13 protein-coding genes and 2 pseudogenes are annotated in these 14255 nt (G+C 45.3%); 9 read left to right on the top strand and 6 right to left on the bottom strand.

Annotation, left to right across the window (positions count from 1 at the left end; translation table 11 throughout):
- Positions 1-305 precede the first annotated feature (305 nt).
- The gene (gene ald / locus F6K20_RS06060; protein WP_008180414.1) at positions 306-1397 is read right to left on the bottom strand and encodes an alanine dehydrogenase; all 1092 of its coding nucleotides are present in this window, start codon (positions 1395-1397) and stop codon (positions 306-308) included.
- A gap of 103 nt (positions 1398-1500) precedes the next feature.
- Between ald and F6K20_RS06055 the strand changes: the two genes are divergently transcribed.
- The 5 genes from F6K20_RS06055 to F6K20_RS06035 all read left to right on the top strand — a co-directional run bounded on the left by F6K20_RS06055 (position 1501) and on the right by F6K20_RS06035 (position 4426).
- Positions 1501-1671, top strand: coding sequence for a CAB/ELIP/HLIP family chlorophyll-binding protein (locus F6K20_RS06055; protein WP_008180417.1), 171 nt, complete (start codon positions 1501-1503; stop codon positions 1669-1671).
- A gap of 290 nt (positions 1672-1961) precedes the next feature.
- A complete protein-coding gene (locus F6K20_RS06050) occupies positions 1962-2270 on the top strand; it encodes a hypothetical protein (protein WP_044492372.1) in 309 nt (102 codons plus the stop codon).
- 73 nt (positions 2271-2343) lie between these two features.
- Positions 2344-2802: a heavy metal-responsive transcriptional regulator gene (locus F6K20_RS06045; RefSeq protein WP_008180422.1), complete on the top strand. Its 459-nt coding sequence runs from the start codon at positions 2344-2346 to the stop codon at positions 2800-2802.
- A gap of 23 nt (positions 2803-2825) precedes the next feature.
- Positions 2826-3896 carry a WD40 repeat domain-containing protein gene (locus tag F6K20_RS06040; RefSeq protein WP_008180424.1) on the top strand — a complete coding sequence of 357 codons (1071 nt, stop codon included), beginning with the start codon at positions 2826-2828 and terminating at the stop codon, positions 3894-3896.
- Between the two features lie 113 nt (positions 3897-4009).
- Positions 4010-4426, top strand: a complete 417-nt coding sequence (locus tag F6K20_RS06035; protein ID WP_008180426.1) for a ribonuclease HI family protein — start codon at positions 4010-4012, stop codon at positions 4424-4426.
- A gap of 47 nt (positions 4427-4473) precedes the next feature.
- Here the strand turns inward: F6K20_RS06035 and F6K20_RS06030 are convergent, their stop codons facing one another.
- Both F6K20_RS06030 and F6K20_RS06025 read right to left on the bottom strand, forming a co-directional pair.
- Positions 4474-4737 carry a hypothetical protein gene (locus F6K20_RS06030; protein ID WP_008180428.1) on the bottom strand — a complete coding sequence of 88 codons (264 nt, stop codon included), beginning with the start codon at positions 4735-4737 and terminating at the stop codon, positions 4474-4476.
- 89 nt (positions 4738-4826) lie between these two features.
- On the bottom strand, positions 4827-5069 hold the full coding sequence (locus F6K20_RS06025) for a hypothetical protein (RefSeq protein ID WP_143764194.1): 243 nt from the start codon (positions 5067-5069) through the stop codon (positions 4827-4829).
- 13 nt (positions 5070-5082) lie between these two features.
- Here F6K20_RS06025 and F6K20_RS06020 point away from each other — a divergent pair, with 13 nt between their 5' ends.
- From F6K20_RS06020 to F6K20_RS06005, 4 genes are all read left to right on the top strand, one after another.
- On the top strand, positions 5083-5223 hold the full coding sequence (locus F6K20_RS06020) for a hypothetical protein (RefSeq protein ID WP_154659691.1): 141 nt from the start codon (positions 5083-5085) through the stop codon (positions 5221-5223).
- A 120-nt stretch (positions 5224-5343) separates the two neighbouring features.
- Positions 5344-6855 carry a DUF1800 domain-containing protein gene (locus F6K20_RS06015; protein ID WP_008180432.1) on the top strand — a complete coding sequence of 504 codons (1512 nt, stop codon included), beginning with the start codon at positions 5344-5346 and terminating at the stop codon, positions 6853-6855.
- A gap of 301 nt (positions 6856-7156) precedes the next feature.
- On the top strand, positions 7157-7300 hold the full coding sequence (locus F6K20_RS06010) for a hypothetical protein (RefSeq protein WP_154659692.1): 144 nt from the start codon (positions 7157-7159) through the stop codon (positions 7298-7300).
- A gap of 8 nt (positions 7301-7308) precedes the next feature.
- The gene (locus F6K20_RS06005) at positions 7309-8538 is read left to right on the top strand and encodes a DUF1501 domain-containing protein (protein ID WP_008180434.1); all 1230 of its coding nucleotides are present in this window, start codon (positions 7309-7311) and stop codon (positions 8536-8538) included.
- A 715-nt stretch (positions 8539-9253) separates the two neighbouring features.
- Here F6K20_RS06005 and F6K20_RS06000 read toward each other — a convergent pair.
- The 3 genes and pseudogenes from F6K20_RS06000 to F6K20_RS05990 form a co-directional block, all read right to left on the bottom strand.
- Positions 9254-10088 (bottom strand): annotated as a pseudogene (locus tag F6K20_RS06000) (IS1 family transposase).
- Positions 10089-10454: 366 nt separating this feature from the next.
- Positions 10455-11603, bottom strand: a complete 1149-nt coding sequence (locus F6K20_RS05995) for a glycosyltransferase family 4 protein (protein WP_044492374.1) — start codon at positions 11601-11603, stop codon at positions 10455-10457.
- Positions 11604-12644: 1041 nt separating this feature from the next.
- Positions 12645-13601, bottom strand: a pseudogene (locus F6K20_RS05990) (ISAs1 family transposase).
- Between the last annotated feature and the right edge of the window lie 654 nt (positions 13602-14255).

Genomic DNA, 14255 nt, shown 5'->3' with positions numbered 1-14255 from the left:
GTCGGGAATCGGGAGTCGGGAGTCGGGAGTCGGGAGTCGGGAACTTGACAACAAAAATTCTCACAATTCCTAAAGGTATTGCTATATAGGGGTTTTTAACTTAATGAGGTACACAGGATTTTTTCCCTGTTTCCTGTTATCTGTTCCCTGTTATCTGTTATCTGTTCCCTGTTCCCTAAAAGCTTAGGTGCGCTCTTACCATTAAGAATTAAATTCGCCAAGGTCAAGCGCACCTCAAAAATTTGTAGCTTACGTAATTGAAAATTGCTATAGTAATCATTTAGGATTGCTATAGCAAAAAAACCTTAGCTATCAGCTAAATCGGGAAAGACTTCTCGCACTGCTGGATGAACCAACTGGTGATTCTGGACATTAACGCCCTTGGCTAAAGCGGGATTATTTTCCAGAGTGCTCAACCCCTGATTGGCCAGACTGAGTACGTAGGGGAAAGTACTATTGTTTAGAGCCACAGTTGATGTGCAGGGAACAGCTCCAGGCATATTAGGCACCCCATAGTGAACCACACTCTCCTCGATATAAATGGGATTGGTATGGGATGTGGGTTGTAATGTTTCAATACAGCCTCCCTGATCCACAGCAACATCTACAATCACTGAGCCATTAACCATTTGTTTGACCAGAGAGCGCGGCACTAAAATGGGGGCGCGACGACCAGGGACTAACACTGCCCCAATCAGGAGGTCAGCATCAGTAACAGCTGCCTCAATTTCTGCTGAATTGCTGTAGAGGAGTTCCACTCTTGAGCCAAAGATGGTTTCTAAATAACTCAACCGTTGAACATTAATATCAAAAATCTGTACTCTCGCTCCCATCCCCACAGCTATTTTGGCGGCTTCTGTACCGACAACTCCGCCACCAAGAATTACCACCTTACCTGGTCTGACTCCGGGAATACCCCCCAACAGCACCCCTCTTCCCCCCTGCTGACGCTCCAGAAATCTGGCTCCAAATTGCACGGAAAGACGACCAGCAATGATGCTCATCGGGGTTAGCAGCGGTAGGGTGTGGTCTGGGAGTTCTACGGTTTCATATGCGATCGCAATCACCCCCGATTGCAGCAACTTCTCGGTTAAAGGGCGGTCAGCGGCTAAGTGTAGATAAGTAAACAACAGCTGTCCTTTTTGAAGCAAGGGATACTCTGGCTCTAAGGGTTCTTTGACTTTGACTACGAGTTCCCGATTCCAAGCCTCAGCAGCCTCTAAGACAATTTTGGCTCCCTGACGCTGATAGTCCTCATCGGTAAAGCCAGCACCAGTGCCAGCATTAGTTTCAACGAAAACTGTATGACCCGCTTCTTGTAAAACCCTGACACTACTGGGGGTTAATCCCACACGAAACTCTTGATCTTTCGTTTCTTTGGGAACACCTATTTCCATGCTTTTACCTCTTGGGATTACTGGTGCTGTATCTATATGTGATCTAAATGTTAAAATTAGTGAAGTTAAGTAACTCTACTATAGCTTGGCAACTTTTATCACTATGACGCAACCCCAACCCTCTAAAGTCCCTCAAGTCCAGTCACCTAAGTTTGGGTTTAATGATTACGCAGAACGCTTGAATGGTAGAGCTGCCATGATTGGTTTTATTTTGACTCTGGCAATTGAATACTTTACTGGTCAAGACTTATTAACCTGGTTAAGCTTACACTAAAACTAGTCGGAGAGTCGGTAAGTGGAAGAGTCGGTTAGAGAAAAAATCCCTTTAGCTACTGGCCTACTCCTGTAAGCTCAAACATAACTGCTCCCATCGTTTCAAAAATTAGCAAAATTGATCTTGAATTTCCCGGTTGCTCTGGGGATATCGAAGAATTATAGATATCAGATATATCTCAGTAACAGTATAGAAGTCCCCCAACTAAGTTATTGCTCTAGTTGGGCAGTTCTGGCCTATTCTGTTAAAAAAGAAGTAAATCTGTGAAATAGAGTAAGTAGTAAGCCGTGATAAATGCTTTATGGCATCGAGTGTTGAAGTCAGCTTATCGTAAAGAGCCAATCTCAGGCTTCATCGTGATTATCGGAGCGGTGGATGCTGTCATTGGTGGTGTAGGCGGACGCTGGTCATTATTCAGTTTTGGACTGATGATGGTGGGAATAGCAGTGGTAGTCCGTTGGTGGCAAAGCCAAAGTCAGCAAACTGAACTGGCTGAGCAACCTGTGGAGCGGTATCTTCCCCCCAGTTCTTCCCGTCCACCATTACCAATGTTGAGTGCTGTCAAGCGTCAAGCACCTCGACGTCAACCACCTCGATAGGTCAGGCTGTTTTAAGATCAAACTGTTCATCCCTAAGGGAATAGGGGAAACAAAGGGGAAAGCATAGTCAACAGTGGTCAGTTACCAATTACCAATTACCAATGATCTTGTCACCAATTCATCAGAGGACTGGCTCAAAATTGGTCAGGTAGCTAGTCATAGCGGGTTGCCCGTGAAGACCATTCGCTATTACGAAGAGATTGGTCTGCTTAGGCCAGTCACAACCCGCTCCCCTTCTGGCTATCGCCTGTTTACCAACCAGGTGCTGAATCGACTGGCTTTTATTAAACGCGCTCAATCCCTAGGACTTAGCCTTAGTGAGATTCAAGACATCCTCAAAATCCATGACTTTGGTGAGTTACCTTGTGGAGCAGTTAAGCAGCATCTACTGCTCAAAATTGAGGGAATCACTGAACAAATAGAAGCATTGGAACTACTAAAGTCCGAGTTGTTGGGTATAATCTCCGGTTGGCAAGAACATCCCCCTGACGCGGTGAAAAGTAAGACGATTTGCCCTAACCTTGGCCAATAGGCCACGCTACGCGAACAACAACCATGAAAAAAATACCGTTGGCGATTTTGGGAACTGTGCTCGGGATCATGACAGTGGTCACCAGTACCACCTACGCTAGGGAATCAAGACTGGGGCTAATGGTTGCAGCTATACCGGAAATGGCTTCATCCCAGGCTCAATCTTGGAGAACTCCTCAATTGGTGCGTACCATTACAGCCCATTCTACCGCTGTGGATGCTCTGTCATTTAGTCCTAGTGGGCGAGTGCTACTCAGTGGGGGGAGCAGGAGTGATGCCCATCTGAAATTATGGTGGCTGAAAACCGGTCGTGAAATTGATAGCCTGCGAGTACACCAAACCTCAGTGTCTGACATGGCTTTTAGTGCTGATGGGACAATTCTGGCTAGTGTCGGGGAGGATGGTGGGGTCAACTTGTGGCAATGGAATCAGCAAGACTACACAGGAGACTATACCCGTACTTTTCTAGGGCATAGAAGCAATTTGCTTTCCCTAGCTATGACCTCAGATAGTAAGGTGTTAGTGACTGGGGGATTGGATGGTATTCGGGTGTGGGACCTCAGAAACCAACGTCCCCTTTACACTCTGGCAAATTTTGATCATCCAACCTATTCCCTAGCGCTTCATCCCAAGGCCGAAACCTTGGTCAGTGGACTCAAAAATGGCACGATTAAAATTTGGAATCTGAACACAGGACAACCGCTTTACGTGATTCGAGCTCATCAAGGTATCACTAGTGCCCTAGCCTTTACCCCTAATGGTAGAACCCTAGTCAGCAGTGGTTATGACGGTAAGATTAGGGTCTGGGATACAAAGACTTGGCAGCTTAAGTATACCTTGGCCAAACATACTGGCAAAATTCGTGCGATCGCAATTAATCCAGTTAATGGCACAATTCTGGCTAGTGCTAGTCGTGATGGGGTTCGGTTGTGGAATTTGAACACTGGTAAGCAGATTGCTTGGTTGACTGGACATCAAGATTGGGTACAATCCGTTGCCTTTAGTCGGGATGGACGTTTACTGGCTACTGGGGGATTTGATCGGACGATAAACATTTGGCAGGCGAATACAACAGAGGTAGCAGTGACTCAGTAAGGGATTTGCTTGTCAAAACAATATCAATTACAGTAGCGTGGGCAAACTTCCATTATCTAGAATACTCAAAATAACTAAACTAGTTTTGCCCACCTTACAAGCTAAACAAGATCATGACAGATAAATCGAATAATCTTGCTATTATTCATTTCGATGGTGTCAGCAAAAGACGAACTAATCAGTCCGCCTGTGGTGCTATAATTCAGTATCAAGGTGAGGTTTATCCAGTGTCTCAATACGTAGGATTTACTACCCAAAACCAAACTGAGTATATGGGACTAATCCTTGGACTACAGAAGACTCTAAAGCTTGGAGCAAAACAAGCCAAAATCTATGGAGATTGCGAACTAGTAATTAACCAGCTCCATGGGGATTATATGGTTAAAAACAACAATTTGGTTAGCTTTCATACCCGAGCAAAAACCCTTCTTGATAAACTTGATTTCTACGAATTAATCTGGATTAACAAAACCCAAAACCTTGAAGCTGACCAGTTAGCTAATGACTGTATCGATTTGGAAAAGTCCTAGAAGTAAACGTAAGCATTCAGCTGACAGCTGTCAGCTGAATGCTTACCTCAGTTATCTTTTGATGCCTGCTCCTCTTGCAACAGTTGCTCTTTGGAATCTGCCCAGTAGGCAGCGTAAGTCCAAACTTCCTCGTTATCGTTTTCTTTGCTTTCTACTGACCATCGATAAATAGCTGATTTCGGCTCAACCCCAATTTCTATAAGCTTGGCACCCATATAGTACTCCATCTGGTTTTTGGTCATATACTTGACCCCAGTAGGCTCATTCTTTTTTACGGTTCGGGACATGAAAGCCTTGGTATGTTTTGCCATTTTGTTTCTGTTTTGGATTTGAATATTAAGAATTGCTGATGTCTTGCATCCGTTCTTGACTAATCTCTAGCAAGACTTAGACACAATTCTTAATATTCTAATGCTTGAAGCGAGAAAAGAGTTAGGTAAAGTACCCTACTTCCGGTATTTTCGGGCTGCGCAACGGCTGAACACCTAGTGATGGGATGGGCTTGATTGTTGCCAGACTTTGCTGCTGCTGTACCATGGGATTGACCTTTGGTCACGCTATAGGCATTGCCGACGCTGCGCGTTCGCGTAGCGTGGCCTACGGCCAAACGCGATTGACCTTTGGTCACGCTTCGCGATCGCATTAGTCGCATTAGTATGAAAAAAAGGATGAAGGTCAGCAGTTGCATTCAGACCAGTCTACCAAAGGCACTGCCAACGGCAATTGTGGCTTATCATCCAGTGGCCAGATCCCTCAGTGTTGAGGAACTAATCAACCGCAATTTCCATCACGAGTGAGGTGCACAGGATTTTTTTCCACTCCCTCCTTCTCGTGCGGTGAAACCACTACTAACAAAACTCTTCCCCCTACTCCCTACTCCCTACTCCCTACTCCCTACTCCCTACTCCCTAAAACCAATGTATCTGGGAAAATTGAACCTTAAGCCGGTCTACTGGCTCTTAGGGCTAATCTTGGCAGTCATCCTCCTATGGGCACTACCCAAGCCCTGGCACGCTGCCAGTTTATCCACTGACCCGAAAGTATTGCATGTCCTCAATCGTGTTAGTTTTGGTCCTCGCCCTGGGGACATCGAACGGGTGAAATCCATGGGGGTTGATGCCTATATTCAGTCCCAGCTTTCCCCAGAATCTATCCCTGAACCGCCACAACTGAGGAAACAACTCAATAATTTAGAAACCCTGGAACTGAATCCAGTGGAGGTATGGAAAGGCTATGCACCACCACAAGGTAAAAAGAAACGGCAGCTGAGTCAGCAACAGCGCAAGCAGGCTCAAAAGCGATCGCAAATACCTAGGCAGCAGGGATTGGAAGCCCGTTTAATCAGAGCGATCGCTAGCCCTCAACAGCTTCAGGAAGTAATGGTAGACTTCTGGTTCAACCACTTCAATGTTTTTGATAGCAAGGGATTAAATCGGATCTGGGTTAGTTCCTTTGAACAAGATGCCATTAGACCCCATGCCCTTGGTCGTTTTCGGGATTTGTTAGGTGCTACAGCTCACCATCCCGCCATGCTTTTCTATTTAGACAACCACCAAAACACTGCACCAGGAAGTCCAGGAGCTCGTGGTCGATACAAAGGGCTGAATGAAAACTATGCTCGGGAACTGATGGAACTCCACACCCTAGGAGTAGATGGTGGCTACACCCAAGAGGATGTAATTACCTTAGCGCGGATCTTGACTGGCTGGACTACTGACCGTGAGGGTAAGCACGGTGACAGTAGAGGATTTTATTTCCAAAGTAAGCGCCATGATTATAGTGATAAGATTTTGCTGGGTACACCGATTCCAGGTAGCGGCAGCCTAGAGGGAGAGCAAGCCCTAGATCTGCTGGCTCGTCATCCCTCCACCGCCCATTACATTAGCTACAAATTAGCCCAGTACTTTGTAGCTGATCAGCCACCAGCAAAGCTAGTAGACACTCTAGCCCAACGCTTTTTGAAGACCGATGGGGATATTCGTAAGGTTCTAGAAACCCTATTTCAAAGCCCTGAATTTTGGGATACTCAGTATTACAACAGTAAATTTAAATCCCCCTATCACTACATCATCTCAGCAGTGCGAGCTACAGGCAGTAAAAAGCCCAAATGGAAAACCCTCTCTGGTATTATCCGTCAGCTAGGAATGCCCATCTACGGCTGCCCAACTCCCAATGGCTACAAAAACACTGAGAAGGCTTGGCTCAGTCCAGATGGGATGATTCGCCGGGTCAGCTTTGCCACTGCATTAGCCAATGGTAATTTCGAGCAGCGTCAACCTAAAGAAAAGCGTAAACCTGTAGATGCTGTCCAACTCAGGAAAACCCTAGCCAATCACTTTTCTGACCAAACCAAAGAAGTCATCAACACTAGTCCAGCCAAGCTACGAGCCGCCTTGATTTTAGGCAGTCCAGAAATGATGTATCGGTAGTATCTTAGGGAACAGGGAATAGGGAATAGGGAACAGGGAATAGGGAATAGGGAATAGGGAATAGGGAGTAGGGAGTAGGGAGTAGGGAGTAGGGGTAAGAAAATTGACTGCACCTCATAAGTCTGAATAAGTCTGATAAACGCTATCTTTTTTGAAGAAAAACTGATTAATTATGACTTGTTATTTAAAATTTTTAAATCAATGTTTAAGTTGAAATTTGCAATTTTTATATAAGCTATTTAGAGAATTGAAAAATAGCTCATGAAACCAAATCCTGATTTATTATAATACCAAAAATTCCTTGAATCTCTTTCCTAACTCTTCCCAGATCCGCTGTTCCCAGATCCGCTGTTCCCTCTTCTTTATTACCGATTCCCGATTCCCGATTCCCGATTCCCGATTCCCTAAAAAAATCTACCTCACCTCATTGAAAACCGCTAGATAAAACCAACAATGAAAAGACGCAAATTATTAAAACAAGCTAGCTTCCTAACTGCTGGGGGAATGATCTCTATGGGGAGTTGGGTAGCCAGAGGATTAGCAAATACAGCAAATGCTAATCACCGTAAGCGACTGATTGTTATTTTCCTGCGGGGTGGCATAGATGGACTGAATGTAGTTGTGCCATACCAAGACGCTGATTACTACCAAGCGCGACCGAGAATTGCGATTCCTCGCACCGGGGAAAAAGGGGGAGTCTTGGATTTAGATGGTTACTTTGGCTTACATCCAGCTCTAGCTGATCTGATGCCTCTTTGGAAACAGAAAAGTTTAGCCTTTGTTCACGCCAGTGGTTCACCAGACTCCACTCGCTCCCATTTCGATGCTCAGGATTACATGGAAAGTGGCACCCCAGGGATTAAGAGTACAGATGATGGCTGGATGAATCGACTATTAGGGACAATTCCCAAGGAAATACCAACTCAAGCGGTGAATATGGGCACAACAACGCCACGGATTCTATCCGGTCAGATGCCAGTGGCTAATTTACCGATGGGGAGAAATTATAATCACAAGCTGCCTGTAGACCGTCCCCAAATTGATGCTGCTTTTGATCAGCTCTATCGTGGTAATGATGCGATTAATCTAGCTTATCAGGAAGGAAGTGAAGCACGGAAGATACTGCTGGCTGAGCTAAAGGAAGAAATGATGGCAGCTAACCGGGGAGCACGACCTTCCTCTAAATTTGTTGGTGATAGCCGCAAATTAGCCAAGCTGATGGTGGGGGATGCTAAGACCCAACTGGCATTTTTGGCCTTAGGTGGCTGGGATACCCATGTTAACCAGGGCCGTAGTCAAGGACAGCTGGCTCGAAAACTTAAGCCTCTCGGACTTGGGTTGGCTACTCTAGTCAAAGCCTTAGAACCGATTTATGCCGATACTGTGATTGTGGTGATGTCAGAATTTGGCCGTACCCTGGCAGAGAATGGTAACAAGGGTACTGACCATGGACACGGGAATGTGATCTGGGTCTTGGGTGGAGGAGTTCGCGGTGGTAAGGTCTATGGAGAGTGGCCCGGTTTGGCTGAATCCCAGTTGTATGAAAAACGGGACTTAGCAGTAACTACGGATTTTCGTGACGTGCTGATGCCTGTGCTCAGGGAACATATGGAGATTGGAGACTCGAATTTAGCCCAAATCTTTCCTGGTTTTAGGTCTAATCAGAATCTGGGGCTTCTGTAGGGAAACAGAAGTGTCGGGGGAGGGGAGTGCGATCGCACCTCAAGCAGCGTCGGCAATGCCTATAGCGTGACCTAAGGTCAATCGCGTTTTAGTTGATGCCTCGACAAACAGTGCGATCGCGAAGCGTGACCAAAGGTCAATCGCTTTTTAGTTATAGCAGTCGAAGTAAAGCTTAAGACATCTTCTGCTCCCTGCTCCGAACGCGCCCCGCGTGGCCTACGGCCTCAGTCCCTGCTCCCTTTCAACCAAAAGACTATGTCCTAAACTATACTTCCCTTGCTATAAAACCTCGACAAAGACTTCGTACGCTTTTTAGTGAAGCCTCGACAAAGAGTGCGTTCGCACCTCAAGCAGCGTCGGCAATGCCTATAGCGTGACCAAAGGTCAATCGCTTTTTAACTGGAGTTTAGACTAACTGGGGTTTCCCAAGAATGCGATCGCTAATCCAGAATGCGATCGCTAATCCAGAATGCGATCGCTAATCCAGAATGCGATCGCTAATCCAGAATGCGATCGCTAATCCAGAATGCGATCGCTAATCTAGAATGCGATCGCTAATCTAGAATGCGATCGCTAATCTAGAATGCGATCGCTAATCTAGAATGCGATCGCTAATCTAGAATGCGATCGCTCACCCAAGCAATAGTGTGCTCTGAGGGGGTTCCCTGGTCGCCCGAGGCTTTGTGAGTCACGACTATGGTCGTCCGGTAGTGCATCAGCAAAGTGTGGGTATGCCGCGCAAGTCATTCCAACTCCAAGGGGCGATCGCTAACCCAGACCTTTGTGCCGCCGTATTGCCAAAGCGACTATGAACCCAAATCCAATTGAAATAGCTGACTACCAACCTTACTGTTGCCAAGGTCTGCTCCCAGACCTTGGCAAATTTATTCTGTCGCCGATGCCCGAGACCCGTCTGCTGTCGGACAATCCCGTTAGTTCGCTCTAGTTGTTGGGTCTGCTCTTTACCGATGATGTGTCTTACTTGTGGAGGTAAAACTCGCGCTATATCCACCCCAATCATCAGTACGCCATTGTTGACAATCGGTTTTTCCTTCTGTATTCACTATTAATTCTTCGATGAATTGGTCAGTATGTTTACCTACTCTAGCTGCCAGAATTAAGCCCCTTGATGATGCTTGAGTCATTCCAATCCAACAGTCTCCTTCTTTCAATTCATTGGACTGACAGCGAAATTGTTTTTTTGGACAAATGACCAAAATTCATCACCGCTGATTTGTGAGGTTTCAATCTTCTGTACACGGGCATTATGAATCATTTGTCCAATCACCGTAGCTGCTCGCAGCAGGCGTTCCTACCGTATTGTAGGCGAGATTAGTCGTCCGACTGACTCCTCTCAAACTACTTCCCTCTGCATGAGCCTGTAGAACCGTGTGAATTGTTTCGGGTTCAATTTTTCGGCGATAGTAAAGAGTATCAAAAGTAGAAGTGAACGTTTGTTGGCACACTCGACAGTAGTACCGTTGGCTTCCCTTACTAGTTTTGACCTGTTTATGGGTCTTATGATGACCCCATAGATGGCATTCCATCATTCATAGGACTATTTTTGGACAAGATTCATCTTACCACTCCCACACTTCCGCATAGGCACTACCGAATTTTGCTCATGGGGTGCAACAAGTTTGTGGAGAGCAAGTGCGGGGGTCGGTGATTGAGCGAACATCAAAGGAATTTGAAACATTACCAAAACGATGGATCCTCGAACGGACATAAGGCTTGCTGAATCGATTTCGGCGTTTGAGCTGCATATTATGAATTGTACACAACCATTGCGTGAAGGGATGATTTACGGGGAGCTGATTCGTTTAATGACTCGCCGACTGGCTTGTTAAGGTTTTGTTTACAAATCAGCTCTTACTAGACGATCCTTCTCCCCTGATCTTGTGTCTTATCCAAGATTAGGATAGGCAGCAGTCTGAAATAATCCGGAAAATGTCTGAAGCAACCCGCTCCCAACCATAATACTTTTCACCCAGATGGCGTCCGTATCGACCCATTTGTTCAGCTAACTCTCTATTGGACAGTAAATAGTTAATTGCTCCTGCAAAGGCATCGGGATTCTCATAGTCACTGATCAAGAGACCGTTCATATCTGGGATGACTACTTCTGGGTTTCCTCCTCGCATTGTGGTAACTATACAAAGACCTGTTGCCATTGCTTCATAATGAACTCGTGCTAAAGGTTCTTGCCATTGAGATGCACAAACAAAGATGTCACCCATGAGGAAGTACTTCTGGACTTTTGCAGGTGGAATAAAGCCAGTAAAGTAAATTGATTCTTCATAGGTTTTTCCTTGTTCTTTCAGTTGACGAACATATTTATTTTCCTCGTTATGGCCGTACCATTTGCTACCCACCATAAGAAGAAATGTTGATGGGTGTTGTTCTAGAATTTGGGGTAGGGCAGAAATCAGGATATGGGGTCCTTTCTTAATACTTAATCGACCTACATAGACAACGATTTTGCGATCGGTCAATCTGTGAGAACTTAGCAATTTTTGGCGACGTCTAGATCCTTCCGGTGACCATCGGGACTGAAACTTCTCTAAGTCAACGCCTGCATGTACGGGGTGAAGTTTATGTCGGTATTCAGGGAAGAGATCGGCAATTCCATCAGCAATAAATTTGCTGACTGTTATGACTCCTCTAACCTTCTCTAGACAACTCTTAGCAACCTCAGGTTTAATCTTGTCCTCATGAAACATTTCATTGTGCATGCTCAGGATAAACTGACTACTAGGGCTAGCAGCAGCAATAGAGGGTAAGTATTTAGGGCGATTGTAAAGAATGACTAAATCGAACCTTTCCTCAGCTGCAAATTTAGCAGCTGCTTGGTAGTAAGCCTCAATATCACCTGTCGGGAAGCGCTGGTAGCTGACTCCATTCAGCACATGTTGATTGGGCAAATCTGAATCAGTGACAGAAAAAACACTAACGTCATGAAACTTGCTTAGATAAGGTAGTATTCCGTCAATATAAGTCTGGATTGCACCTCCTCGAATACATGGAACAGGAAGCTTCTCAGTGCAGATTAAGAGGATCCTCACTACTTTGACCTCATAACTTCTCAAATTTGATTACTTTTCTCTGACGACATGATTACTCAGCTATTTGCTGTCCTTAATTTAGGGGTATTGCAAACCTGGTTTTCAGTTCGCTTAGAGTGGTAGCTTGGTTAGACGTTGGACACAACGACTTCTTCACCAAACTTAGTGGTGACGGGAGCATCCCATTTTGGAAACAATATTACCCAAAGCAACGATATTTCAAGGGTTTCAGCCCCCTAAAAAGAGCTAACGTGCCAAATTGGGATGCTCCCGTGGTGACTGCTGATAGCGGGACGCAATCTGCAACCTGATTTTGGGTTTTGTCGAACATCCAAACCTTGAGATCAATCAATGCTTACTAATCCATAATACAGTGTGTTTGATTTTTTTACACGCTAAATATGGATTTTATTGCCTTGATTTTCAATGTTATTGTGCCCCCAATGATTTTAGATCACGACTTACCTAAAGACACCAGATATCGATTAGATTCTGAGCAGAATCAATTCATAACTAAAGAAGGTTTTTTAAGTTCTTTAGTTAAATATGAAGATAAACTTTGGTTCTTAATTTTATCAACTGTACATTGATTCAAGTAAGCTAGTATTTTCAGGAAATTCCACACCAAAATAGCACAAGCAATAGGATTTATTTGCAGGGTAATCGCATTTAAATTTGTCAACTGGGTATCAAAAACCTAGGACAGTTTTAAATCATACCTTAATCCCTTCTTCGGCTCATGAAAGCGTCATAAAGAGTTGGCACAATAGGTATGATTATTGGCAGGGTAAGGACGTGCTTCGTAGTAGTTTCCTCTGGCTCTATGGTTCAATTCTCCCAGCACTGGTCGAGCGGTCTCTAACTAGCATAGTTGCCGAGCAACACTTTGAGCAGCATTGTCATTGTCCATAGCCGCACGAAGCGCGTTTCATGGCAAGACTTTGCTTTGACGGTTCTCGTTTGAGTAAATTGAGCGACTTGCGTCGCAAAAGCCCCATATAATCCTGTCCATGTCCGGTACGAAGACGGCTGTGGTCTTCCCTAAATGTGACATCGTTCCACCCAAGGTCGGCTATGTTCAATCCCCCAATGGGAGCGGATTGCCCTTGCCAAAATGGTGGCATCAACTCTATCGCTAGTGATGTAAAAACAGACCTCTGTAGTTGTTTTGTTCCAGAGTTGACCAAATCGTTTCACCATCACTACACAGGTCTTGCCCTTCCATTTCGACCGATGGGGCAAATCGGGTACTTGAGTGATGGGCACTACCCAGACTTGCCGATGTTCAATGGGATGATGGCCAGCTTCTGTAGACTCGTCATAGCTAAACTCAATGCCCTCCCACTGGGTTGTCTGTGCCGCCTTAAAGAAAGCCTCCACTCCCAAGTGGAGTTAATCTTGATTCCCTTTGAGTGCCAGGATATAGTCTCCACCGACCGTAAGGATTTGGGCGGCAATATTGCGCTGGGTACCCATGGCATCTAGGGTAATAATTGCACCTTGAATATCCAGTAGGTTCAGCACCACGGGAATGGCTGTGATCTCATTTGATTTGCTCTCCACCCGTTGTTGAGCTAACACCAGATGATGTTCACTCGCCCAGTCACTCACCGTATGTAAGGCTTTGAGTTGCTTTTCCCGATCGTAGGAACCCCGAGCCGTTTTACCATCAATATTGATCAGCTTAATCTCTAGCTGGTTGGTAATCTGCTCCACCCAACTATTGAAGCATTCATGCAACTGAGTTGGGTCAATCAATGCCAAGACTCTCGAAAAGGTATCGTGAGATGGAATACCATGGGGCAATTCCAAAAACGTCTCTAACCATTGCTGTTTCGCTTTGCCATAGGTAATTGCTACCATATTATCTGCCCCAGACAGCACCGCCAAGATGGCGATGGTCACAAGATCTACAAGTTTATGCTTGGGTTCCCGTTTGACTCTCGGGTCATCCAATGCCTCAAACTGATTAATCACGCTATGTTTGAGCTGTTTCATCTGAGTTGAAAGGGGGGATGGGGTGGGAGTACTAAAATCAATAGACATCAGGGCCGTTGAGAATGTGAACAGACTGATTTAATCTCTATCCAATTTCCTTGATTCTGGAGAAATTGTCTAGTCTGAATTGAGCCAAAGCAAACCTCTGCGCCAACGTCTATTTTGTCAAGTACAATTTATACAAAATAGCTGGGATTACCCTGGATTTATTTGGATTCGAGATTTACGACACTGACAAGATTGTATGCCAGTCAATGTCTTGATGCAATAGCGAGTGGTTTGGGGAGCATCCCAATTTGGCACGTTAGCTCTTTTTAGGGGGCTGAAACCCTTGAAATATCGTTGCTTTGGGTAATATTGTTTCCAAAATGGGATGCTCCCGTGGTTTGAAGTTACCGTAAGAGAGTGGAGCCTTATTAAAAAATATTTAACCCTTTTTTGCATAACCTGCCGACATTAAAGGCTCCACTCTCTAAGGTTTCGTCTCCGGGGAAACCACGGCAATAGCGAGTGGGGGAGACCCCCACCTCATAAGGGTAGGTTTTTTACAAAGACCTCAGGTGTGTGGTGTGGTGCGTTGGGTGTGGGGTGTCTCATAAGGGTAGGTTTTTAACAAAGACGTGAGCTGTGGGGTGTGGGGTGTGGGGTGTGGGA

The organism is Moorena sp. SIO2C4 (assembly GCF_010672485.1).
In the GTDB taxonomy this organism is placed as follows: Bacteria; Cyanobacteriota; Cyanobacteriia; order Cyanobacteriales; family Coleofasciculaceae; genus Moorena; species Moorena producens.
This window is presented reverse-complemented; position numbering and strand designations above follow the sequence as displayed.